The sequence below is a fragment of the Enterobacter cloacae complex sp. ECL414 genome (assembly GCF_021869685.1).
GTDB classification, from domain to species: Bacteria; Pseudomonadota; Gammaproteobacteria; order Enterobacterales; family Enterobacteriaceae; genus Enterobacter; species Enterobacter kobei.
This window is the reverse complement of record NZ_CP091482.1, coordinates 265,005-286,340: the sequence shown is the minus strand read 5'-3', so window position 1 is coordinate 286,340 and position 21,336 is coordinate 265,005. Positions and strand designations below refer to the sequence as shown.

The window sequence follows — 21,336 nt, the reverse complement described above, 5'->3', positions numbered from 1 at the left end:
ACATTGTGATTAAAAGGCGTAACATTCGACGATCAGTTTATGGATTGCTTATTGTTCTTATCGCCGGAAATGTGTGGTTAGGCCTTAGAGCTGATAAAATTCATAAAGTGCGTTATCAGGATTTCTGGTCACCGGCAACTGTGATTAAAGTAACTGTAATGCCTTCAACGAATGAAATCCAGCTCAGTGGTAAAATCCCTAAATCGGTAAGAGTTTCAAACAATTATGTTGAGTACTCGTTACCGGGCACACTCTCGGACAAGACCATTTACCGAAGCGTGTTAGAAGATGAGATGCTCACTTTGCTTAATGCTGGAGGTCAACTTGAAGTTAAATACACTCTGGACAAGCAGACAAATCGAACTAAGGTATGCACTAAGTGCTTACGGGTGATTAAAGATATTAACCATCAATATTCAGCCACTGAGGTAAAGCATGGGCAGTCCTAAATTTGAAATTGCTGAGCAAATTAAAATGTGGATCGTTGTTTATCTAGTTTGCTTTTTAGCACTTTACTGTGTGTTAAGCGCTCTACATGCGCTTTATGATCCGCTAAATTTACCTGCCCTGACGTGGCCTATCAGCTGGTTCGTGGTGCCTGAAATGACAAGTTTTGGCAGTGCATTATTAGCTTTTGTCCTAACGCCAGGCCTTTGCTCTATAATTGCTGTTTTATTCGGTAAGTCTACCTTTAAAAAAGCTAAAACAAAAATATAGAGTTAATTAGATTGGTGGCTCAGGTTTATAAAACCTCTCACTAGAGAGGTTTATTTATTATTTTTGACTGAGATTAACAGCGTTTTCCATAAATGTATCAATAACAACCGTAAGAGACTGGCTGGTACCATGGCTATACTCAGGCCAAGGTAAAAAAGGATATGAAGAATACGCCATCAACATGATACTGGTTGGGCAACGCCAGTCCGTTGGAACACCTTTACTGTAATGGACAATCATAGCCGGGCGACTACAATCAATATCTCCAGCGTTTTTATCGAGTACGAAAGTAGCCAGAACGCCGGTGTCCTTCTGGGATACGAAAACAAGGCTGTCAGTAAAAATAAAGGCCATTAAGGAAGAGGCCAGGAAAGCGCCAGTAAATAAGGACTTCTTCTCTTTCCAAACGCGTCGAGCATATAACCCCATTAGCGCTACCGCTGAAACCATTCCGGACCACTGAGCACCCAAAGAAAAATCTGTTACTGTTTTAGATGTCATACTTTCATTAATAGTAATCATTGCGACAATGAATGGTGATGCAATTCCAAGTGTTGCTAGGACTATCAGCGATATTTCAGACCGGTTTTCTTTAGCGGATCCTTTACTTATTGCAGACATTGCTCTGAACATAACGAATGTACTGTTGAGCATCAGAAAACAGCATAAGAGCATGTATAACATTGGGTTTCCTCAACCTAGAAGTGATGGTTACCCTGTTATTTTACATAAATTTGACTCAACAGATGCTTTTAAAATCTCGCTTCCTTGAATTTAAAAACATATCAGCACAATTGGCAAACATAAAGGAGCAGCGTCTATCAAAAGTTACTTTTATGATTGGTTGAATACTCATTTTGAAGGCTAAAATCCAAAAAAGTGGGTACAAAAAGTTACTTTTGCGTCATCCAGATGCACTGCCGCCATTTTGCATTCTGTACGTTGGTTGCTTTCTCACTTGATGTCTCTTTTAACAGGCAAATTATCACTTTATCCGACCGGACCTTGTAGGCTGAATCCGTAGAATAAGGCTATAACCTATTCCCGGAGCATCATATGCGTAAAACTCTAATTGGCTGCATGGTTGCAACTGCCCTTGCTACTGTATCTTCGGCACATGCTCAGGTATTTAGCTACTCATTTACAGATACCAATAAGGCTGTTCGGAATATTAAGCCTGCAACACAAACATATCTTAATCCCGCTGGTGTTTTGACTCTGAACTTGATATCGGGTCTTGATCGGTACGAGCGAGTGACGGTCACACGAGACAGCGATAAAAAGGTTATGTATTCCTCCGTCTCGACCAAAACGAGCGTTGCAGATCGTATCGTTGCTGCCGATGGAACAGAATACTATGGAAAGGATATGGTTCTACCGGCGCTCGGAGAAGGGACCTTTACTGTAGTCAATGAAACTCTGGATATTCGCCAGACTGTAGTGAGCACATCTACTTATCATTTCATCGTTGATACAACTCCTCCACGCTATAAGAGTATTTATCCGAGTCAAAACGCAGGTTACGACATGGTACTTTCTGGGCCACTTTGGGAGTTGGGCCGAGGCGGTAGTGGCCAGTTTTCTATATTTGCAGACGGTATTGAGGATGCTAGTGGAATTGCCAAGATCCGTCTTGTCATTAAACGAAGTAATGGTTCTGTGGTCTCCGACAATAACCTGAGTTATGACACAGCCAATAAACGTGCGTTCTATCCGTGGATTAAAGATATGAACACCCAGGCTGGCATGCCCTCAAGTGATCTTGATGAAGAATTCACCTTCAATTTCATCGTTACGGACCTGGCAGGAAATACGCTTAACATTCCTCCCCAGCGGTTTTTATATGACGATCAAATGGGAGAATTTACGCCATTTGCAGTTCATGACTCACGTGTAAGCACCAGTGTTGTACCCGGCATTTCTTCGGGATACGTCCCGTTTAAACGAGGCCTTACAGTGCTGGAAAACCCCTACAAGTTGGTTATACGTATCCCAAGAACTAACTGGAAGCCATATCGAAATGGTGGCATGAGCATTACCAATAACTATGGCGGAGTACAGGTCCTTTCCGAAGATGCCACCTATGTCTACGTGGAAGTTAAGCTGCCACAGGGTGCCTTAGATGGAAACTACTATAGACCTGTGAATACATATCAATGGTCTGGAGGAGATCTTGGTCAGTATGCCAGCTGGCTCAACTGGGATCCTGCCTCTGTAAAGAGTCCGGCTTGGGGAAGTTCACCCATAGAACGACAAAAGGCTGATGGAACATGGTTCAACAGCGTAAACTGGAACCTGTTCAAGGCATCTGATATGCCTATAAAACTTACTAATATCCGGTTCAATGTACAGGCTAGGCCATATGATCAAAAAATCACTGGCGGAGCAACATGCAGTATTCCAGCTGGCTCAACAACCTGTACCGTCTCTTTGCCCCAGGATATTATAAATGGCACTACCGGCTATCTTCATAGTGGCTATGAAGTAAGGTCAACCACCGAAGCAACCTTCTTTGCCCCTATATGGGAGAATATAGCCTGGCATACACTGGGTCCCTCCGTCACTGGATTTGATTACATTGAAACCACCAACATTCTCCAGGTTTACGTGAATCAACCTGGAGATGGTTCATATTTCGACCATGTTTATGTAAATCGAGTTTGGTTGTCAGATAAAAACCGTAACAACGCAGAAATAAGCGTAACCGGCAAACAAACAGGTAGAAATATGGCGTCTGGGAACTACACGTATGAGTTCAACATGAAAGAGGTACCAGAAGGCAGTTATAACGTGGTAATTAATGCCCAAGATACATTCAACAATACCGGTAACCTCCCTTATCAAACTGTTGTCGTTGATAATACAGCACCATCTGTAAGTATTAGCTACGAAGGAAAACCGATCAGCAAAAACGTAACAGTATATGGGCTGGAGAACGTCCGTATACAGCTCACCGATGCTCTAACTAAACCATCCTTAAGCCGTATGACTCTTCGCGGTGGCCCTGTTTCTGATGCGGTGGAATTGTCTTGGGTGAATCTGGGAAACAACCTGTATGCACCTAATTATCCCAAGATCTTTCCGTCTCTTAATGAAGGCGAAACATACACTCTCACAGTTCAGGCCAAAGATGAGATGAACAACGTTAAAGAAAGCTCAGTCGAATTTAACTACCTTCCAAACAATCTCGTCAGGCTAGAGAATCTGAAAACCTTAGCTGTCAATGCTTCTCTCAAAACATCTGACAATACTCCTCTGGCTGTTCTGTATGCCAGCCAGCTGCGTAAAAAGGATGGTTCAATCGCTACAGGGCTTCAGGACGCAGTGCTTACTGTCCGTAAGGACGCTGCATTCGGCGTGACTGTAAATGGTGTTTCTGCGATGCCAGGTGAAAGCAAAGAGCTTCAACTGGATTTGGGGCTCGGGGACAGCCGTAGCTTTCCTATTTTCCCTGCTGTATCCGGCCTTACAGGCAGATCTGAGTTCATGATTAACATTGAAGAATTAAAATAAAGCAGGGCTGTTTTGCTGAAGCACAACGGCCGTCTTCTGATGCGCCGTAGCCCATGTTGTTGCAAATCAGTCCGACGTTCATTGCGTAAGTAACGCTTACTGCGGACCATGGTAGTGATTAGACTCACTACCATGGTCATTTCACCACATATCTTCTCTGCATTGCTCTTGTTGGGCAGACTAGTAACTCGTCACTAAATTGCAGCTTTTGTCTTGCTAAGTCGCTGGTATAACTGCACTACGAAATCGTCAAAAGATTTTATCCCTCATGTAGATCCAATAAATGATCCCAAAGGTGCCAGAGAGTACAAAGAAGATCCCGGTACGCTGTAGGCCGCATGGTTACTGGGCTGGAGCATTGTCACTGACAACAGTAGCGACATAAGTGACAACGGGAGTGACTTAAAAGACAATGGTAGAGACTATTTCGACGTTGGTAATGATTTTAAGTGACAATGGTAGTGAGGTTAGACTTAAACTTCCACTGTAAGGTAAGGTGACTCGCATTATTTAAATAAATTATTACTTTCAATTACTTGCGACACGAGTCTGCATGTATGCTTCTATTTCTCAAAAATTTATCCACCGAAAATGCCTGTGGCTGTGATTTAGCTTTGACGACAGTTTTTATCAGGGAGGCAAGTTGAGACCTGTATAAGAACTAAGCATTTATTTATCCCCATTTTCCACAAGGTAGTTCCAATAATTAGTACCTTAGTGTTCCTGATAGATCAAAAGAGATCCCCGCTGCCTCCAGGCCAGACGGCACAAGGCCTGAGACGTGATCAGTGACAACAGTAGTGATTATTTTGACATTGGTAGTGATTATTATAACGTTGGTAATGAGTTTTTTGACATCAGTAGTGATCAGAGCGACAATAGTAGTGACTTTTCATTAGATCTTTTTAACTTGATCTGATCCGTTGTTGATAAGAGTTGCAGGTCATTGTATGCAAAGAGTTTTTGCCAAGTTTTAATGAGTGGAGTCGTTTTTTTAGGTAGAACTTATGCACAGATATGGATCATCACAATGATCCATCCAGTGACATAGAGTTCGCTGGGGCTTACTATTCACCAATCTGTTTACACATTCAGTGATAACTTATTATGACTAAAGAGAAAGATACTGAGCAGCAGGACCTGGTCACCAGGGCTTTCTCTGTTAGAGAGAAAGAATCAGGTAAAGACATCATTTTGCGTCCTAACAGCAACCGTACGGTGCAGTCTATTGCTTTGATGCGGCTCGGGCTGTTCGTCCCATCACCAAAGAGTGTGGGGCGTCAAAATCGGGAATATAAAACGGTTGGCTTTGACGCAACGAAAGAGTTACAGACGCTCTCTTTAATGGAGAGCGAGGGGTTCACCAATATTTCAATTGTCGGTGAGCGTCTTGATATGTCAGTAGATTTTAAGACGTGGATGGGCATCATTCGAACCTATGCCAATCATCCGATTAACAATGACACGATAAGCTTAAAATTCACTGAATTCCTCAAGCTATGTACGCCTGAAAATTATCGCTCATCTACAGCGTCCAGAAAACGTATAGACGCCTCCTTACGCAGGTTAGCATCCGTTACCTTGTCGTTCACCAGTAATAACTCGTCCAAAGTCTATACAACGCATCTGGTACAGTCTGCCCTGTTAGACCCGGAATCAGATCAGGTTGTCCTTCAGGTTGATCCTAAGATTTTCGAGCTCTATCAATACGATCATAAGGTTTTGATGCAGCTGAAGGCAATTAAGGAGTTGGCCAAGAAGGAAAGCGCCCAGGCTCTCTATACGTTCATAGAGTCATTACCGCCAAATCCTATACCGATATCCCTTACTCGGCTGAAAAATCGTCTGAACCTCAAAACACGAGCAAATAGTCAGAATGCTACCGTGAGAAAGGCTCTTGAAGAGTTGGCATCGATAGGATACCTCCAGTACACCGAAATTAAGAAAGACGGAAAAGTATACTTCCAGATTCATAAGCGGGATCCCGATCTGAATTTGAACAATACTCAGCCTCCTTTAGAAGTGGTTGAAGATGAAGAAGAGAACTCAGGGTCTTCTGTTTTAGAAGGTGAGTTATGCCCACCAGCTGACCCGATAGACGGCGATGATGTTCTTACCGTCCATGATTTAACCGCTGAAGAACTGCGCTATATTCGTAGTCTTCGAAGCCAGAAAAAGAACAGCAACGCCAGCTAAAGTTAACCCGGCGGTTCAGGCTCCGGGTGCTAAATTACTTCTTCGATTTTCGTTAGTCCCAGCCCGCTCTTTCACGTCAACGGTAATGAGTCAAAAGTCATTACCGTTGTCATTGTTCTCTACCACCCTATGTAGATCGAGATTGCGAATTCAACGCTTTCTCCTGAGTCACCTGTTAACACCCGGTTTCTACGCTTTACTTCATTGGCCAGTACATCCAACGGAAAATATCGTAACGGGGTGACAATGGCAGTGAGTTGACCCACTCACTACCATCGACATTCAAATCCCGGCTTCTCTGGTAGCTATAGTGACAATGGTAATGATGTGTACCTTACTGGCATTGTCATTGTCCTCCGAGTGTGCGTTCAGCTTTGGGAGGACACCGGAACTTAATGCGGCGAGTCACGGCCATTGTGAATCTCGATTGGATTGGCGAATACGGCTTCCGGTTGGGCCAGATGTCAATGGTTATGCTTCATCCAGCTCATTACTGTAGTCATTGCCGTTCAGCTGAGCTGATGCTCCTCTCATTCTATGTGGCGACAACGGTAGTGAGCCCAGAAAGTGACTACCGTTGTCATGGCCGTCCAGTAGAGCGGGTCAACCTCTTAAATCACAGGGTGACAACGGTATTGAGCCCAGAAAGTCACTACCGTTGTCATGGACGTCTGGTTAAGCGGATCTACCTCTCAATTCACAGGGTGACAATGGTAGTGAGCCCAGCAAGTCACTACCGTTGTCATAGTCGTCCCGTTGAGCAGATCAACCTCTTAACTTACAGGATGACAACGGTAGTGAGCCTATTAAGTCATTACCGTTGTCATTGCCATCCAGAAGAGCGGATGATCCTCTCAATTCATACGGCGACAATGGCACTGAGCCCAGCAAGTCACTTCCGTTGTCATAGCCTTCCAGAAGAGCAGATGAGCCTCTTAATTAACAGGGTGACAACGGTAGTGAGCTCATTAAGTCATTACTATTGTCATGGCCGTACAGCTGAGCTGATCATCCTCTCAATTCACACGCCGACAATGGTAGTGAGCTATTAAAGTCACTACCATTGTCATAGACGTCCAGTTAAGTGGACCATCCTCTCAATACACACGGTGACAACGGTAGTGAGCCATTAGAATCACTACCGTTGTCATTGCTTTTCAGGTGCACTGATAAGGCTCTCAATAGACACGACGACAATGGCAGTGAGCAATTAGAGTCACTTCCGTTGTCATTGCTTTCAGCTGAGCTGATAAGGTACGTCATTTACACGATGACAATGGCAGTGAGCCAATCGAGTCACTACCGTTGTTAATGCCGACCAACCGAGGGAAGGGTCCGCTCAAAGAACTGAGTGACAACAGTAGTGAGATCATCCAATCACTACCATTGTCAGCTTAAACCTGTAGGACGAAGAGGCTTGTCCGATAAAATGACGACAATGGAAATGAGCCTATCCATCACTACCACTGTCATTAAAGTCCAGCGGTTCAACGTTAATCAGTAGCTCCGGATGACAATGGTTGTGAGTCAGGCAATTCCCAAGCATTAAGTGACAGCAGCGTAACACCTCTAAGCTCACTCCTGTTGTCAGGGGTTAGGGTATTGAGTCTCTACCGTCGTCAGTGTTTCTGAGACACCAGTATTGCAGATCACTACAATTGTCACTTAAGTATCGACGGGGGAATAGATGCAAGTGACTGGCTAACCAGTACCAGTTTAGATTCAAAACGATCCCATCTTTGTGGATGCACTTGAGTAAGCTCGTATGACGATATGTCAGAGAAGTGACAACGGGAGTGAGTTGCCGGACTCACTACCGTTGTCATCCCCGGTTGAAGGAAGAGGATCCCCGGGGCTGTATATTTACCGGGTATCCTTACTCAAGGGTTTCGACACTCACTCCCATTGTCGTAATCAACGAGTGTGCATTGTCTTTTAAAAGCATCGCTGGAAACGTACGATTAAAGTAACTTTTCTTTCGGTTCTTCCTTGCGAATCTCTGAAGACGTACTGGCTGATCGGAGTCAAGGAGGGCAGTAAAATTGAAGCCGTCAGTTTTACTGTCGGCTCCGGGTAGTTACTTCAACTCGTCGATCTGAATCATGAATTCTGAGGTGCCAACTTTCCCATTTTCGGAAGGATAAACGGGTAACAGAAGATTATCCCCCTGGCCCATATCTATTTGCACCTCAACTGACTCACCTGGAGCCGCCTGTGCCCCGTTAAATTTAATACCGAAGGCTGCATCCTTCCGCACAGTCAGCGTTGCGTTCTGGACCCCTTTAGCAATTTCTCCATTTGTCTTACGCAGAACGTTAGTGGACAGGTACGCAAGGGGTACGCCATCTGTCGTTTTGAGAGGCGAACTGACCGATAATGTGCGTAGATTATGTAACTGCACAAGGTTATTCGGTAGATAACTGAACTTCTGAGTATAGGTTTTGGTATTCGACTGACTATCGGCAACTGTTACGCTAATTGAATAATTTTCAGATGGTTCGAAATTTGGGAACAGCCTCGGATACTCAGGCATGTATGTATCTTTGCCTGCCGGTGACCACGTAAGCTCAACGTTATCAGCTGTGGGGCCACCTACGAGCTGAAGACGGGTTATCCTCGGGGTTGTCAGATTATCTGCCAGAGCGATCCTGAGGTTCTCCAGGCCGTACACTACCGTATCGTCTTTTACCGGCTTTCCGTCGAATGTTATGGCCACTGTCGGAGGAGTGTTATCCAGAGCAATTTCTCCGAAAGTTTTATTGGTCTGGTTCTGGAAGAAGTCCCTGATGTTGACCTCAACGTTGTATTTTCCTTCAGACTGACGGGATAAATCATAAGCAATCGTGTAGTTACCTGAGATACGAGATTTGATTACGCCTGTGGGTGACATCCGGGTACCGGTGTTCTTATCGGAAAGATAAAATTCCCTCAATGAGACCGAGTCGAACCAGTTACCATCGCCTTCAAGTGACGCCAGTACATCCAGCTGCTTGTTAGTCTCGTCATATGATATCGAGTTTATTACCGGCAGTTGTTTATTGTTCCAGCGTGTCATAATCCATTGCTCAGACCGCAAAATGGGATTGCTGATGCTGCGAACGAAGTAAAGGATCCTATTGTAGCCCTGGGTACCCAAGGCCATATCAAACGTCTCAGGCGCTTCACACGAGGTTTTTCCTGCCGGAATGGTGCAGGTCGCCTTACCGCCGATCTCTTGTGCAAAGGGCCGGGCTTCAACGTTAAAACGAAGTCGGGAAATTTTAATTGGCAGTCGTGATGAAGCCACACTCTCAAAATCCTTCCACTTAACCCAGTTCCCCTTATCATCGAGGAAATCTACCCAGGTACCCGCAAATGCAGGCGTTTGGTTTGCAGATGGGTTTAGAACGAGGCTGTATGACGGATAATACCCTCCCCACTGGCCAAAGTTCGCCATACGAGCCATATCCCCATTAATTGAGCCATAGGGAAGAGTCATTTCAACATAAGCATAAGTGCTGTCTACAGCTATCTCTTTGGGGGCGGAATATTGATTGATGAACTGAAGCCCACCTTCTGAATAAGCACGGTAGTTAGATTTTGGGATCCGGTAGACTAATCGAATAGGGTTTTCGTTAACGACCATACCGGCTTTGTAAGCCGGATAATTAGAAACCCCGGGTACGACGCTGGAAGACGTATTTGGATCATGAACGGCCCACAGTGTCATCTCACCCAGCGTGTTGTCGTAGCGAAATTTTTGAGTTGGCAGCGTTCGGCTATTACCTGCGTTATCGAAGATAACAACTTTTGCAGTAAAGTCTTCATCCAGGTTGCTGTCTGGTATTCCGGTTCCCTTAACTGAATTCTTAGAGTAAGTGTGGTACATCTTTTGGCCGGATACGTCATACTGCATCTGTGTAGTGCTGTAGAGGCTACCGTCCTGCCTGTAAATATATATTAGGCCCTTATCAATACCATTTGCATCACTTACGCCCGAAGAGGTGAAGTCATACTGCCCCGTTGCCTCTAATCCAAGCTTCCACACGTCACCAGCGGTAGAGCCAGAACCAGTATTAGCGGTAAGAGCATTTGCCGCTGGAGGGGTGACATCAATTAGCCAGTTATAGTTATAGGTCGCTACAGGCTTCTGATTGAGATCTAACACGTTTATCTGAACGACAAATTTGCCTTCACCCAAAGCAGGCAAAGTTACTTTTTTGCCGTAGAACTCACTACCGTCAGCAGCTGTTAGTCGGTCTGATACACCCGTCCGTGTAGTCGTAGTATTAAGAATGACAGTTCCAGTGTCTTTCGTGACTTTGACATTAACGAAACGATCAAGACCTGAAATAAGTGTCAAAGTTACCGGTGATGCCGGATTAAGCATAAGACGAGAAGACGGGGCGTGGATCTCAATACCGTTCGTGTCTTTAAAGGCCGATTCATATATCTGAGCTGGGGCCTGAACAGACATACCGAGTCCGGCTACAGCAGTAATAAAAGCGAGATGTTTCATTCTTATTCCCCTTTAGGTTTGGTGTTATTTTAAGCTTTTCCTAAAGGTCACTATGTTCGTAAAAGTATAAAAAACTTCTCCATATGGTGCTCGAAATTACAAATCTATAATTTGCCTTTCGACAAACCTTATTGTGCGTTCAGGACGGAAATCTTTCTTTTTGGAATTACATCTGACATTTCTGTGGTGTCCAAACTGGCAACGATTGCAAAACTTATAACATTAGCCTGAAACTATCGGCATCCACATATCGCATTAAGTGATGCTTTTACTTTGTGTAAAAAAGAATCAGGATAAATTAGGTATGTCAGATATAAATGCGTTAACGGACGGCATATATGAATCAAAACCTGGCGGCATTACGCCACCAGTCGAGAGGGGAGTGAACCTCAGTCAGTACGTCTACCTTCGTTCCGCAAGGCGCTTCTTGTTGTGAATTACAAACTGCCCTGGCGAGAACTGCATCATTTCACCCCTAGCAACACACGTGCCTCTTCAACGGTTTGCCAAGAAGGCATTGCTACGCCAGATTGAGTGCCGTTGCCCCTGCGCTCACCTGTGTCACATTCTACATAAAGACGCATCAGCATCGCTTCTGTTTCAGCGGCCCGGCTATTATCCATTACCAGTTCTGCTGCGCGTCGTAGCTGTTCTGGAATGTCATTCCACATTCCCGCACCACTTCTGTCTTTGTTAGTGAGCAAGTCTTCAATAGCAGATGAAGCCATGTTAAGCAGGTCAGCCGAAACTAAAGGCATCGGCGGGGCGGTATAGAGGATTCGACGTCTTCCGCGTCTGTCTGGATCGTATTTATCATAAAAAGCTTTGTTCACATCTTCCCAGTGCCACTGAAGTTGCCCGGTTGCGTCATGGTGGCAAAACTCGCACTGATAAACAGGCGCAATCGACATAACTGCCTTTCCAATACGTGCCAGTACAGCAACTTCGTCAGCTCTGAGACTCATTGCTTCGCTTGGGTTACTACCCTCGGCAAATTCCAAAATTTGTTCAATACGTTCTGGTGTGAAAGTGGTCATAGGCTTTGAAAACATATTTTTCCAGTTGTGCTTACCATATCATCAGGCATTAGGAGCGTTAGCGAATAATTAACAGGTCAGGACCAAAACTAAATCCTTCCCCCATACGGTCTTCATGACGGGAGACATATGCCTTACCGTATTTCTCCAGATCCTGTAAGCGATCTTTTGCCAGATTCCACGAGTATTCCTGGCCCCACACGGGTCCGTCACGCCCGTCAAAGCGGTCAGGTTTACAATTTGCTTTCAGAAGAGCGTAGACATGCTCCACCGTGGGTAGCTGCAAAGCACTATTAGCCTGAGAAACGGCAGTATGCGTCATTTCTGTTCACTCTTTATTGATTTAGTCAGTTAAGCCGGTCAGGTAACTTTAACCGGCTACTCGTATTAAGATTTCTTTCCGGTTGCTTGTCAGTTAGCGGCGAAGATCAATTTCAAGGCGGGCTGTTTTGACCTTTGTTCCGGACTCCCTAAATGTATCATCCGGAAGAGGCGAAATTTGTCCGCCAAGTTGTTTGACTCGCTCCCTGAGCGCTTTTGTCAGTGTGTCTTCCCGGAACAATACCCCAGCTGACAGAATGGCCTGTAAGCGACCTCGCTTAGCGAGCATTGCGATGGCATGCATGACATGTTTAACGTCAGAGCGTTTAAGGAATGGTGGATTCATAACGATAACATCAAAAGTTTCATCGGGCTGGTACCCAAGAAAGTCGGTATGCACCAGCTCGACTCCTGTGCTAAGGACACTATCGTTCTTCACTGCAAGGAATCGCTCATCGTTCAATTCGATCCCGGTAATCAATGCATCCGGAGCCGCCAGTTTTAAGGCTTTCAGAATGCGGCCATCACCAAACTCTGGCTCCAGTACACGCTCCCCGGCAGCTGGTTCAGCGCGTAGAACCATATCTGTGACTAAATTCTCAGGTGTAGGGAAGAAATTGAACAGATCTCGTGGGATGTCAACCGAACCTGTCAGAATGATTTGCTCGATACGCTCAGCTGCATCCGCCGTAAAAATATGTGCCTGCTCTTTTCGGTTCCATTTGCCACCGGCGGCTTCGAGCACTTTGTTTGTCTTAACATAAATGCTGCGGTCGAGCTGGTCGGCCAGGAAAAGAAAGTTCCCTTCAGCACGGCAGCGAGATAAGACGTTCAGAACTTCAGTTGAGATTTGCATTAAAACTCCATTAAGAGGATTTACCCGCCTGGCGGCAGCGGGTTGGTTACTTAAACGGGACAATTCAGATTTGGCCTTGGTTAGTCGGCAGACAACAGCAGGGATGGGCTGTTATAAGAGAAGCGGTCAACGGGAGCCTTATCAAATCGCTGACCGCTTGCATCAGGGGTCAGAACGAGTCCGTTATGGGCGCAATGAATGTGGAGCAACATATCCCCGCCGGTGTTGATGTGTAAGGCAGGCACACCCTGATCGATTTCGAACATGACACCAAAACAGGGGTTACCTTCCTTGTTAACAACTTCACAGTGGATGTTATGTTGGCCGGTAACGCTGACCTGATAGGCCTGACTGTCCTCTTCTGGCAGTGTTTCCTCCTCCAGGCGCCAGTCCTGAAGTGTGAGGCTAATTTCAGGGGTGTCATGCTCTTTCTGAAGAGCCTGGATACCTTTACGGAACAGCTGCATCATTTCAGGAGTAAGGCAGTCTTCCTCAGCTCCAAAATGTTCTTTCCAGCCTTCAGGATCTGCATACATCCAGACGTTTTTAGCGAGCGAAGGTAAGGAAGCATCAGGCTCTACAAGGAGGTGAGGGATGTTCTCTTTGATTCCGAGATAACGTACCGGCTGGCCATTAAGCGGTAACCCATCCGACACTGTAACTTCTGTTCCTGGCAAGACGACGCTGTTTACCAGACCTCCACAATGTTCGGCCACCACGCGGCCTAAATCTGCCATAAACATCCGATGCTTTTCTGGTGAGTCCAGCTCACCAAGGAGTTCAGGTTTAAGCAGTAAACCGGTAATAATCTCAGTCAGTTCACGAGGAGATACTAATTTATACATTTTGTTTTCCTTTTCTGTGTTGGCTTTATATTACCAATCCAGATGCACGAGCTAATAACCTCCAGACAACTTTTTCAAAAATTATTTACTTAAAGCAGGGTGCTAATATGCGCAAGAAATGAATTTAGGAAGGACGGCTTCAAATTTAACTTTTTGGTTTTTTATTTTAGACGGACTTTAAAATAGCATCGTTGATAAAATAATAAACATGGTTTGTTTTTTTGTTTGTATTGACAATCAAATGGGTATAAATTAATTTACTTACATGGCGTATATTTAACGCCACCGCCCCGGCGGCACCGGGCATAAAAGGAAAACCATTTTGAAACCGATGCTCAAAAAAGATTTTTTTTCAGCTATTGAAAACCTTCTCAAAGCTGGCTTTCAACCTCGCTTTTACACTGTTAACAGTGGCCGAATCGGTCTCATTACATTCACTGATAAAAATGGAACAAAACAGGTCGAACAGGTTTATTCCTGCACTTCTTTAGCCGCCAATACTTTTGGAAAGCGCTTCACCACTTGGTTAGAAGAAATTTTTCAAAAGCATAATGAAGAAAAAGTAGCTGATTCCGGGTTCGAGGTTGGTAGCCGTGTCTGGGATAAATTGATGTATACGTTGCGCACCATTTCAGAAATTCGTGCCGGGGGGGTGCTGGTGCTGGATAACGGTGCACAGCGTACACTGGATGAAGTGCAAAAAACGGCACCTGAAACAAACCAGGTGGAGCCAAAGGAAATCTCTTCACTTCAGGAGCTGCTGAACGCTTCCAAAAATCTGGAGCCGACTTCGCCTGAGCTAATTGCGGCTCTTAATGAGGCTCTGTCAACCGCCATAAAACGGTGAATGCAACGGCAGTCTGGCACATCAGGCCTTGTCAGAGATTAGGCCTGAAAAGCACTTACGTACCGATATAACACCTAATTCCCCTCTAAGGAGATTGCCCTAAATGGCGATGAATAAAAAAGAACAAGCCGCGTATGATGAGCTGGTGGCACAGGCCAGAATAAACCGCGCTTTACGCTGGTCTGACTATGGCGTTGAACGCGATATGCCCGTACCAGAGGTCTCGGGGGAATACCAAAACGGCTGGAGCTTCAACACCGCCACTGGCACTGTTTATCCGACATGGAGCGGAACTACGGTTCACGGCACACGGGAAGAGGGAGAGGTTGTCGATGCAACCTCCCGCCGCATGCGAGGCATGAATGGTAGCCAGAACGGCATACCACAATACAGCACCAAAGAACGCGCCCTGAAGGCATTACGCTGTTCGCTTGAAATCAAGTTTGCCATGCAGCTGGATGCCATAGATAAAGCTATCGCAAAAGAAATAGAGCTGTCCACCGCTCGCCGGGAGAGCGATACATCAGATGCCTAGCGGTAAACCATCAATTCAGGCCCGTGATCAGAGGGGCCTTAACGCCCTGAAAGAGGCGGTTCCAGCGACGGCACAACTACAGATGCGGGTTACCCCTGAACGTAAACTGCGTTACGTCAATCAGGCAAAGGCCGAAGGTCTGGGTCTAACAGACTGGGTCCAAAAGCATATGGATAACGTGTGTGATCTGGCAGGCCAGCCTGAAATAACCATGTACAAAGATGATGGAGAAACAAGTGGCCAAAAATAACAACAGTCTCAAACAGCATGTCTTCAATATGCTGTCGGCTGGCAGCGAACTTAAAGAAGTGAAGCGTTTTCTCACCAGCAAGCGAGTTAAAGCCCGCCTGGCAGTGTCAATGATCCACGAGCAGGCGATTGCTGTGCAGAACACTGAATACCAGAATTATCCGGCTTATAGCTAACTGGTAACAACAATTACAGAGAGATACTTAAAATGAGCGTAAACCCAGAATACACCAGGGTTCAGCATGTCCAGATTATTCGCGAGCGAGATGGGCAGAAGGAAGTTGTTCGAGTCTATGATGAAGATGGCGACGTGGTTCTGTGTTTACCTGCCTACATTCAGGATGAGGAAATAAATCTTATTCTGCGCCGGTTGAATGACGTATATTCAGTCGGATATCGTGTAGGTGATGCAGCCCGCCGCCGCGCCATCAAAAAAGCGCTGGGGGATGATGAGGAGTAAGGCCATTTTTACTGGCAAGATATCTGTATACCGGAGTCTTTAGAGTACGTTCTAATGGCTCCGGATTATTAATACTGTTTTACTCATGCAATAAAAAGCAAACCAAAATTCTTTCGCTAATTCATTTTTAAATGCTCAAATCATTAAATGTAAGGAGCGTTATTTATCAATAGGTATGGCGTTCTTAATGGCTATTAAGCTAGTTCTGCTTTCGCTTGCTTCTGGAAATTAGGGAAACCTAATTTTACCCTATCAAAAAGTAACTTTTCTGGTTTTGTTGCATTCACGTAAACAAAAAAGTCCCGCCGGGCAGAAAAGAAAAACATCAAAAATAGCTATTTTCCCGAAAAGATCACGAACACTGAAAAAGTATCATGGGGAACCTGATCAGGAGACAACCCATGAAAATCAAACTAGCCCTGCTTATTGCATTTGCAGGTTTCAGCGCAGGAGCTTCCGCTGAAATCGCAGAATTCAGCTTTAAAGATACCCTGAACGTTAAAAAGACCGTATCGCCTGCATCCGTATGGATTAATCCGGTAACGAGCTTTGACGTTGCCGTTATTTCCGGTCTGGACCGTTATATTACGCTCAGTCTGCTGAAAAGTGACGGGAGCCTCATCTGGAGCACGAAAAGCAGCCTGGTTACCGTTGATGACCGTACCACATCTTCGACAGGCTTTGATTATTACGGCAAGACTCTGACCGTACCAGCGATGGGAGAAGATAGCTTCACCCTCAGAGAGGTGATTACCGACTTGCAAGGGAAGGAGGTCTCCCGGCAGGATTACCCGCTTGCAATTGACCGAACGCCTCCGGCAACGGGTACCATAAGTTATACGAGAAATGGGTGGAACTTTGGCAGCGAAGCGATCTTCACTTCAGTACCAGCCGGTATGCAGTACGCCAGCGTCCAGGCACTGGTCTTTAATGGACTGAGTGATAAAGGTTCCGGGCTTGCTAATGCTGAATATTTCATAACCGATGCCGCTGGAGTGGAGCGTAAAAAGCCAGCGGAAATTAATACAGTGGAAGGTAGCGTAACCGTTCAAGTCGCCGACGCAAGCAGCAATGCCCTGGCACCGGAAAACCGCTCTGAATATAAAGTGGGGATCTACCTTTATGACAAAGCGGGAAACAGGAGCGAACTAAGCCGCCGAAGCGTAATTGATCGGGTTAAGCCTGACGATATCATCCAGGTGCAGGACGCCACTACCGGATCATGGGTCTCCTATCAGTCTGGCATGACCGTCTTCCAGAACCCTATTTCCGTACGGGTATTAAGGAAGAAAAGTGACTTTACTGCTGTTAACGGTTCCAAATATGGCTGGGCGGACTCGAATTTCCAGACGTCCGATAGCACTTATAATATCTATACTTTCAAATACATATATCCAAATGTGGGGGATACTTATCATGAATTTCAGACTCTGGCGGGAGGAGTAAGACGAATTCATCATAACTCCCTCAACTTCACTCCAGCCCCGGCGATGGAAATAGCCCCGAAGATAGTGGCTAAAGAGATGTACCGGAGTGATACCAGTGAGTGGTTAACTCAGGCCTCAATCAGCGTTAAAACCGCCACCATTAGCCGCATAAAGGTAACCGCAGAACCCCGACCATACGTGCAAAAGTTCAGAACGGTAAAAAATGCAGCCTGGTTCTGCACTATTCCTGTCGGACAAAGTTCATGCGAGATGACGGTTAACTTCAACTACACCAGTGACAAAGGATTTGAGTATCTGCATCTTTACTCGGGAAAAGATGGTGACAGCATATTCGATGCGCTTGCTGGTAATTTTACGGTTATCTGGGATAACAACCCACCGGTGGTTAATGTCGCTCAGGTAAACAAGGCCTCCAAGACAATCACTATGACGGCCACCGATAATGATCGCGTCAACGCCTGGAACATCAGCTACTGGGATACCAAAGTTTTCGAAGCCACCCTTAAAAATGCCCGGGGGGAAACTTTCACCCTGAAGCCTGTGACTGTCAGTGAAAGCGATTATAAAACCAAAAACGCCACTTTCTCATACGCTGGTCTACCGGACGGGGATTATACGGTTGTTAGCGTGTCTGCCACGGATCTTGTTGGAAACACAGGAACCAAAACGCTTAATGCACCGCTGAAAATTGACTCAACGCTTCCGGTTATTGCGTTCAGCTTTAATGGCGCAGACGCAGAAGGAAAACTGGTTAAAGGGCTTGAGAACCTACGCATAAGCGTTACTGATGCCTCTGGGGATGCTTCCCTGATATCGCTTCAGCTCGCTGGTGGACCTAACTCTGAAAAGGTCACCCTTGCATTCACGCCGCTATCCAAGGATGTCTTTATTCCTGAATACCCCAGAATCTTCCCCAATACTGACGAATCGGGACAGATGTATCATCTGGAGGCTCTGGCTATTGACGAATCAGGTAACCGGACCACTAAAACGCTTAATTTTACCTACCAGCCAGCTAACCTGATTATGCTGGATAATCTCAAGACGCTGGCCACAGCCGTAGCACTGAAAGCAACGGACAACACGCCGCTGGCCATCATCCGAACCAGTGTGTTGCGTCGTCAGGACGGTTCTATCATTACCGGACAGTTAAACGGAACCCTGACTGTTCAGAAAAACGCCCAGTTCGGCGTTACGGTTGCCGGAGTTACGGTCCAGCCTGGTGAAACTAAATCGCTGTCACTGGATCTTGGTAATGGTGAAGAGCGCACATATCCCGTTACTCCCGCTGTAAGTGGTCAATCTGGCACGGCCACATTTACTATAGAATTCCCTCAAACATAAACCCTACACAAGGGTACGGTAGTATGCCGTACCCTGTTACGCCATCCTCAATGTAAAATGTAGAGTTGAGCATGACTTAATTATTACTTTCTCATTAAGTGTCTCTTAAACTGCAAACGGGAAAGTAATATTCCCGAGACGGGAAGGACTCCTTCCTTTTGGTTATAATCTATGATGCTAAACTGTGTAATTACACCGGAACAATGTCCTCGTTTAAATCGCTGGCACCAGTACATGATTTATCCATGAATGCTTTTTGATGCAATTTTACTTCAGAATGCTCTTAATTTTTTAAACAAATTATATTTGAATCCTTCGTGTATAAATTTGCAGCCCCTCTCTCAATGTTTTTTTAAAATATTTACTCTCAGGTTATTAGCCAGTAGATTCATTCTGTCATGATTACTCCAGAACTAACCGGAGGAATCACATTATGACCAAATATTATGATCGCAGTGGAATTGAAATCTCCAGCGCAAAAATCCGCTGTGTTGATTCTGTAAAAGGTACTGCGGAATATACTTTTCGTATTGTTTGCGATAAATGCAATGGGCGGGGAGAGCGTAAGCATTTTTATAGAAGTCGCTGTATGGCTTGTAAAGCCACGGGTTACAGCCTCGAAACGACCCGTACTGCTTACACGCTGAATGCGCTGTACCGCATTAATGCGCAAGCTGCCCGCAAAGTGTCAGCATCCCTGCAAGACGAGCGTTTAAGGACTGAAAGCGCCCACAGTTCTGCGTTCACAGCATGGTGCAGGTCTCATCAAAAAATGGTTGATGCAATCACCCAACAATCCAGTAGTAATAATTTTCTGGAAAGCCTTAAGTCTTCTTTAACCCACCAGCGTCAGTTAAGTGATAAGCAGCTGGCAGTTGCCGCCCGCATTTTAGGTATTCATTAATTCAAAGCCCTTTTAATTTAATTTTAAGGTCAATTATTACGGAGGAACTATGATCCATTCATTTAAAGACAGACGGCTTGAAAAGTTCTTCCGTAATGGAAAAACAACGGCAGGTATTCCTTCTGAAATTATTAACGCGATTCTGTGTCGACTTGAAACGCTGGATAATGTCCAGAGTGAGCGGGAGTTATTATCCAACAGCTTGCGTTATGAACGCTTAAGAATGACGTCAAACCGTTATTCCTCCATTCGAGTAAACTCTAAGTATCGATTATTCTTTGAATGGAATGATGGCGCACATAATGTTCATTTGTCTGCACATGACTATAAATCGCTCATCCATTAAGGTTAAAAATGAAGCTATTTTCAATTTCATCCCGGGATACAAGCATGGACGCGATGTTTTATATCCAGGCCAGTACTAAACAACAGGCAAGTTACATATTTAGTACCCTTTCCCCGAAGCCTACTGCGAACTGCCAGCTTACAGATTTGCAGAATGAGACGGTCGTCCCTTCCATAAGCCCTATTTCGCTTTCACTTAACCCCTGGTCGATCAATTCCCAGTCCCGAACCCGGGAACTGCGTATGGCCACGCATGGTCTTAACCTGATCTGTGCAGTCACGGATGAGCATACCCGTCAGATAGTTGACTTTTGCGATAACCTTGGACAGCAGCTTAAGGATCCGGACGACAAAAGCGCCTGGGTTAAGCTCATTAATTCTGAATGCGCTTTGCTTAATTCTCCGCGTCTCTATCCCGTTCTGCTTGAGCCGGATACACCGGCACAATTTGAAATCTTTGTGCCAGCTCCGGAAGATGGAGAACACGACACGGTCATAGCCAGCGTTGTTAAAGAATGTTTCGGAGATGAATGCCGGTACAGAGTAACGGACAAAGCTTTTGCAATGTCGGAAAAGCCAGTCATCAGGCTGGAAGCTCATTTCAATGACAAACGCGAAAAGGTTTTAGAACTGACCTTTTCCTGTTTCAATCTTTCACTCTCAGCGTCCGTGCATGAAAACCAGCTACGTCAGATTTTGTTACTTTGCGAAGACTTTGGCGTAAGGCTTCAGGGTAGAGCAGGGGCATCCTGCCACGTTAATATGCGCAGTGCTTACCGTCGTCTTGCTCATGTTGGCACCGGCTCTCGCCCAGGTGATGACAGTGATGTGCGGGTCTATACCTCGTTAAAAGAAGAAAAAGATGTTAAGAGGCTGCTTGATAAGTCAACCAGGGGAAGTGAGCTTGTACCGGCGAGGCACGGGCAGCAGTTTAACGGGGTCTTAGTGAATGCCACACCCGCATCGGCCACTACTGGTTTCATTTACCTTTCGCATGATTTTCCGGAAGGCCAGTTTATGATGACAGCCGAGGTGTTGCATGTTGGAATTACACCAGGCGGTATTTACTACATTGAAACACTGGACGGTTACCGGTTTATCGTGACAGCGTTTGAGAAGGGATTAATGAACGGTTTGAGGGAGTTTATAGCTGCAAATGAGGAATATTTTAAGTATTACCGCTGGTCTTAGTATCTGAGCTGAAACCGGTAGGCCAGGGAA

18 protein-coding genes are annotated in these 21,336 nt (G+C 45.4%); 12 read left to right on the top strand and 6 right to left on the bottom strand.

Annotated features, from left to right (window positions below; genetic code table 11):
* Positions 1-5: 5 nt before the first annotated feature.
* Positions 6-449, top strand: a complete 444-nt coding sequence (locus L3068_RS24800; protein ID WP_001805248.1) for a hypothetical protein — start codon at positions 6-8, stop codon at positions 447-449.
* On the top strand, positions 436-717 hold the full coding sequence (locus tag L3068_RS24795; RefSeq protein WP_000535423.1) for a hypothetical protein: 282 nt from the start codon (positions 436-438) through the stop codon (positions 715-717). The genes L3068_RS24800 and L3068_RS24795 overlap by 14 nt, the downstream gene beginning before the upstream one ends.
* A 57-nt stretch (positions 718-774) precedes the next feature.
* Here L3068_RS24795 and L3068_RS24790 read toward each other — a convergent pair whose 3' ends face one another.
* A complete protein-coding gene (locus tag L3068_RS24790; protein ID WP_000966518.1) occupies positions 775-1,401 on the bottom strand; it encodes a hypothetical protein in 627 nt (208 codons plus the stop codon).
* Between the two features lie 372 nt (positions 1,402-1,773).
* On the opposite strand from L3068_RS24790, the gene L3068_RS24785 reads away from it, so the two are divergent.
* Both L3068_RS24785 and repHI2 read left to right on the top strand, forming a co-directional pair.
* On the top strand, positions 1,774-4,230 hold the full coding sequence (locus tag L3068_RS24785; protein WP_001232713.1) for an Ig-like domain-containing protein: 2,457 nt from the start codon (positions 1,774-1,776) through the stop codon (positions 4,228-4,230).
* Positions 4,231-5,337: 1,107 nt separating this feature from the next.
* Positions 5,338-6,426, top strand: coding sequence for an IncHI-type plasmid replication initiator protein RepHI2 (repHI2, locus tag L3068_RS24780; RefSeq protein WP_000159528.1), 1,089 nt, complete (start codon positions 5,338-5,340; stop codon positions 6,424-6,426).
* A gap of 2,077 nt (positions 6,427-8,503) precedes the next feature.
* Here the strand turns inward: repHI2 and L3068_RS24775 are convergent.
* The 5 genes from L3068_RS24775 to L3068_RS24755 all read right to left on the bottom strand — a co-directional run bounded on the left by L3068_RS24775 (position 8,504) and on the right by L3068_RS24755 (position 13,983).
* Positions 8,504-10,924 (bottom strand): Ig-like domain-containing protein, encoded by a 2,421-nt coding sequence (locus L3068_RS24775; RefSeq protein WP_000681217.1) that lies wholly within the window; start codon positions 10,922-10,924, stop codon positions 8,504-8,506.
* Positions 10,925-11,388: 464 nt separating this feature from the next.
* A complete protein-coding gene (locus tag L3068_RS24770) occupies positions 11,389-11,976 on the bottom strand; it encodes a hypothetical protein (protein WP_000491820.1) in 588 nt (195 codons plus the stop codon).
* Positions 11,977-12,019: 43 nt separating this feature from the next.
* Positions 12,020-12,283, bottom strand: coding sequence for a hypothetical protein (locus tag L3068_RS24765; RefSeq protein WP_000149862.1), 264 nt, complete (start codon positions 12,281-12,283; stop codon positions 12,020-12,022).
* Positions 12,284-12,376: 93 nt separating this feature from the next.
* Positions 12,377-13,138, bottom strand: coding sequence for a methyltransferase (locus L3068_RS24760; RefSeq protein ID WP_001447802.1), 762 nt, complete (start codon positions 13,136-13,138; stop codon positions 12,377-12,379).
* An 80-nt stretch (positions 13,139-13,218) separates the two neighbouring features.
* Positions 13,219-13,983, bottom strand: coding sequence for a hypothetical protein (locus L3068_RS24755; RefSeq protein WP_000277498.1), 765 nt, complete (start codon positions 13,981-13,983; stop codon positions 13,219-13,221).
* 331 nt (positions 13,984-14,314) lie between these two features.
* Between L3068_RS24755 and L3068_RS24750 the strand changes: the two genes are divergently transcribed.
* From L3068_RS24750 to L3068_RS24715, 8 genes are all read left to right on the top strand, one after another.
* Positions 14,315-14,830, top strand: coding sequence for a hypothetical protein (locus L3068_RS24750; RefSeq protein ID WP_012695482.1), 516 nt, complete (start codon positions 14,315-14,317; stop codon positions 14,828-14,830).
* Between the two features lie 103 nt (positions 14,831-14,933).
* Positions 14,934-15,365 carry a hypothetical protein gene (locus tag L3068_RS24745; RefSeq protein ID WP_001251242.1) on the top strand — a complete coding sequence of 144 codons (432 nt, stop codon included), beginning with the start codon at positions 14,934-14,936 and terminating at the stop codon, positions 15,363-15,365.
* 236 nt (positions 15,366-15,601) lie between these two features.
* Positions 15,602-15,790: a hypothetical protein gene (locus L3068_RS24740; protein ID WP_001107529.1), complete on the top strand. Its 189-nt coding sequence runs from the start codon at positions 15,602-15,604 to the stop codon at positions 15,788-15,790.
* A gap of 32 nt (positions 15,791-15,822) precedes the next feature.
* Positions 15,823-16,074 (top strand): hypothetical protein, encoded by a 252-nt coding sequence (locus L3068_RS24735; protein ID WP_000115760.1) that lies wholly within the window; start codon positions 15,823-15,825, stop codon positions 16,072-16,074.
* A gap of 401 nt (positions 16,075-16,475) precedes the next feature.
* Positions 16,476-18,866, top strand: coding sequence for an Ig-like domain-containing protein (locus L3068_RS24730; protein ID WP_000694552.1), 2,391 nt, complete (start codon positions 16,476-16,478; stop codon positions 18,864-18,866).
* Between the two features lie 433 nt (positions 18,867-19,299).
* Positions 19,300-19,770, top strand: coding sequence for a hypothetical protein (locus L3068_RS24725; RefSeq protein WP_000170639.1), 471 nt, complete (start codon positions 19,300-19,302; stop codon positions 19,768-19,770).
* 49 nt (positions 19,771-19,819) lie between these two features.
* Positions 19,820-20,116, top strand: a complete 297-nt coding sequence (locus L3068_RS24720; protein WP_000581857.1) for a type II toxin-antitoxin system RelE/ParE family toxin — start codon at positions 19,820-19,822, stop codon at positions 20,114-20,116.
* Positions 20,117-20,160: 44 nt separating this feature from the next.
* A complete protein-coding gene (locus L3068_RS24715; protein WP_000339750.1) occupies positions 20,161-21,306 on the top strand; it encodes a hypothetical protein in 1,146 nt (381 codons plus the stop codon).
* Positions 21,307-21,336 lie beyond the last annotated feature (30 nt).

Bases quoted from the DNA above. Each gene is read 5' to 3' on its own strand.
- L3068_RS24795 (WP_000535423.1), top strand. From the start codon at position 436: ATGGGCAGTCCTAAATTTGAAATTGCTGAGCAAATTAAAATGTGGATC.
- L3068_RS24790 (WP_000966518.1), bottom strand. From the start codon at position 1,401: ATGTTATACATGCTCTTATGCTGTTTTCTGATGCTCAACAGTACATTC.
- L3068_RS24785 (WP_001232713.1), top strand. From the start codon at position 1,774: ATGCGTAAAACTCTAATTGGCTGCATGGTTGCAACTGCCCTTGCTACT.
- repHI2 (WP_000159528.1), top strand. From the start codon at position 5,338: ATGACTAAAGAGAAAGATACTGAGCAGCAGGACCTGGTCACCAGGGCT.
- L3068_RS24775 (WP_000681217.1), bottom strand. From the start codon at position 10,924: ATGAAACATCTCGCTTTTATTACTGCTGTAGCCGGACTCGGTATGTCT.
- L3068_RS24770 (WP_000491820.1), bottom strand. From the start codon at position 11,976: ATGTTTTCAAAGCCTATGACCACTTTCACACCAGAACGTATTGAACAA.
- L3068_RS24765 (WP_000149862.1), bottom strand. From the start codon at position 12,283: ATGACGCATACTGCCGTTTCTCAGGCTAATAGTGCTTTGCAGCTACCC.
- L3068_RS24760 (WP_001447802.1), bottom strand. From the start codon at position 13,138: ATGCAAATCTCAACTGAAGTTCTGAACGTCTTATCTCGCTGCCGTGCT.
- L3068_RS24755 (WP_000277498.1), bottom strand. From the start codon at position 13,983: ATGTATAAATTAGTATCTCCTCGTGAACTGACTGAGATTATTACCGGT.
- L3068_RS24750 (WP_012695482.1), top strand. From the start codon at position 14,315: ATGCTCAAAAAAGATTTTTTTTCAGCTATTGAAAACCTTCTCAAAGCT.
- L3068_RS24745 (WP_001251242.1), top strand. From the start codon at position 14,934: ATGGCGATGAATAAAAAAGAACAAGCCGCGTATGATGAGCTGGTGGCA.
- L3068_RS24735 (WP_000115760.1), top strand. From the start codon at position 15,823: ATGAGCGTAAACCCAGAATACACCAGGGTTCAGCATGTCCAGATTATT.
- L3068_RS24730 (WP_000694552.1), top strand. From the start codon at position 16,476: ATGAAAATCAAACTAGCCCTGCTTATTGCATTTGCAGGTTTCAGCGCA.
- L3068_RS24725 (WP_000170639.1), top strand. From the start codon at position 19,300: ATGACCAAATATTATGATCGCAGTGGAATTGAAATCTCCAGCGCAAAA.
- L3068_RS24720 (WP_000581857.1), top strand. From the start codon at position 19,820: ATGATCCATTCATTTAAAGACAGACGGCTTGAAAAGTTCTTCCGTAAT.
- L3068_RS24715 (WP_000339750.1), top strand. From the start codon at position 20,161: ATGGACGCGATGTTTTATATCCAGGCCAGTACTAAACAACAGGCAAGT.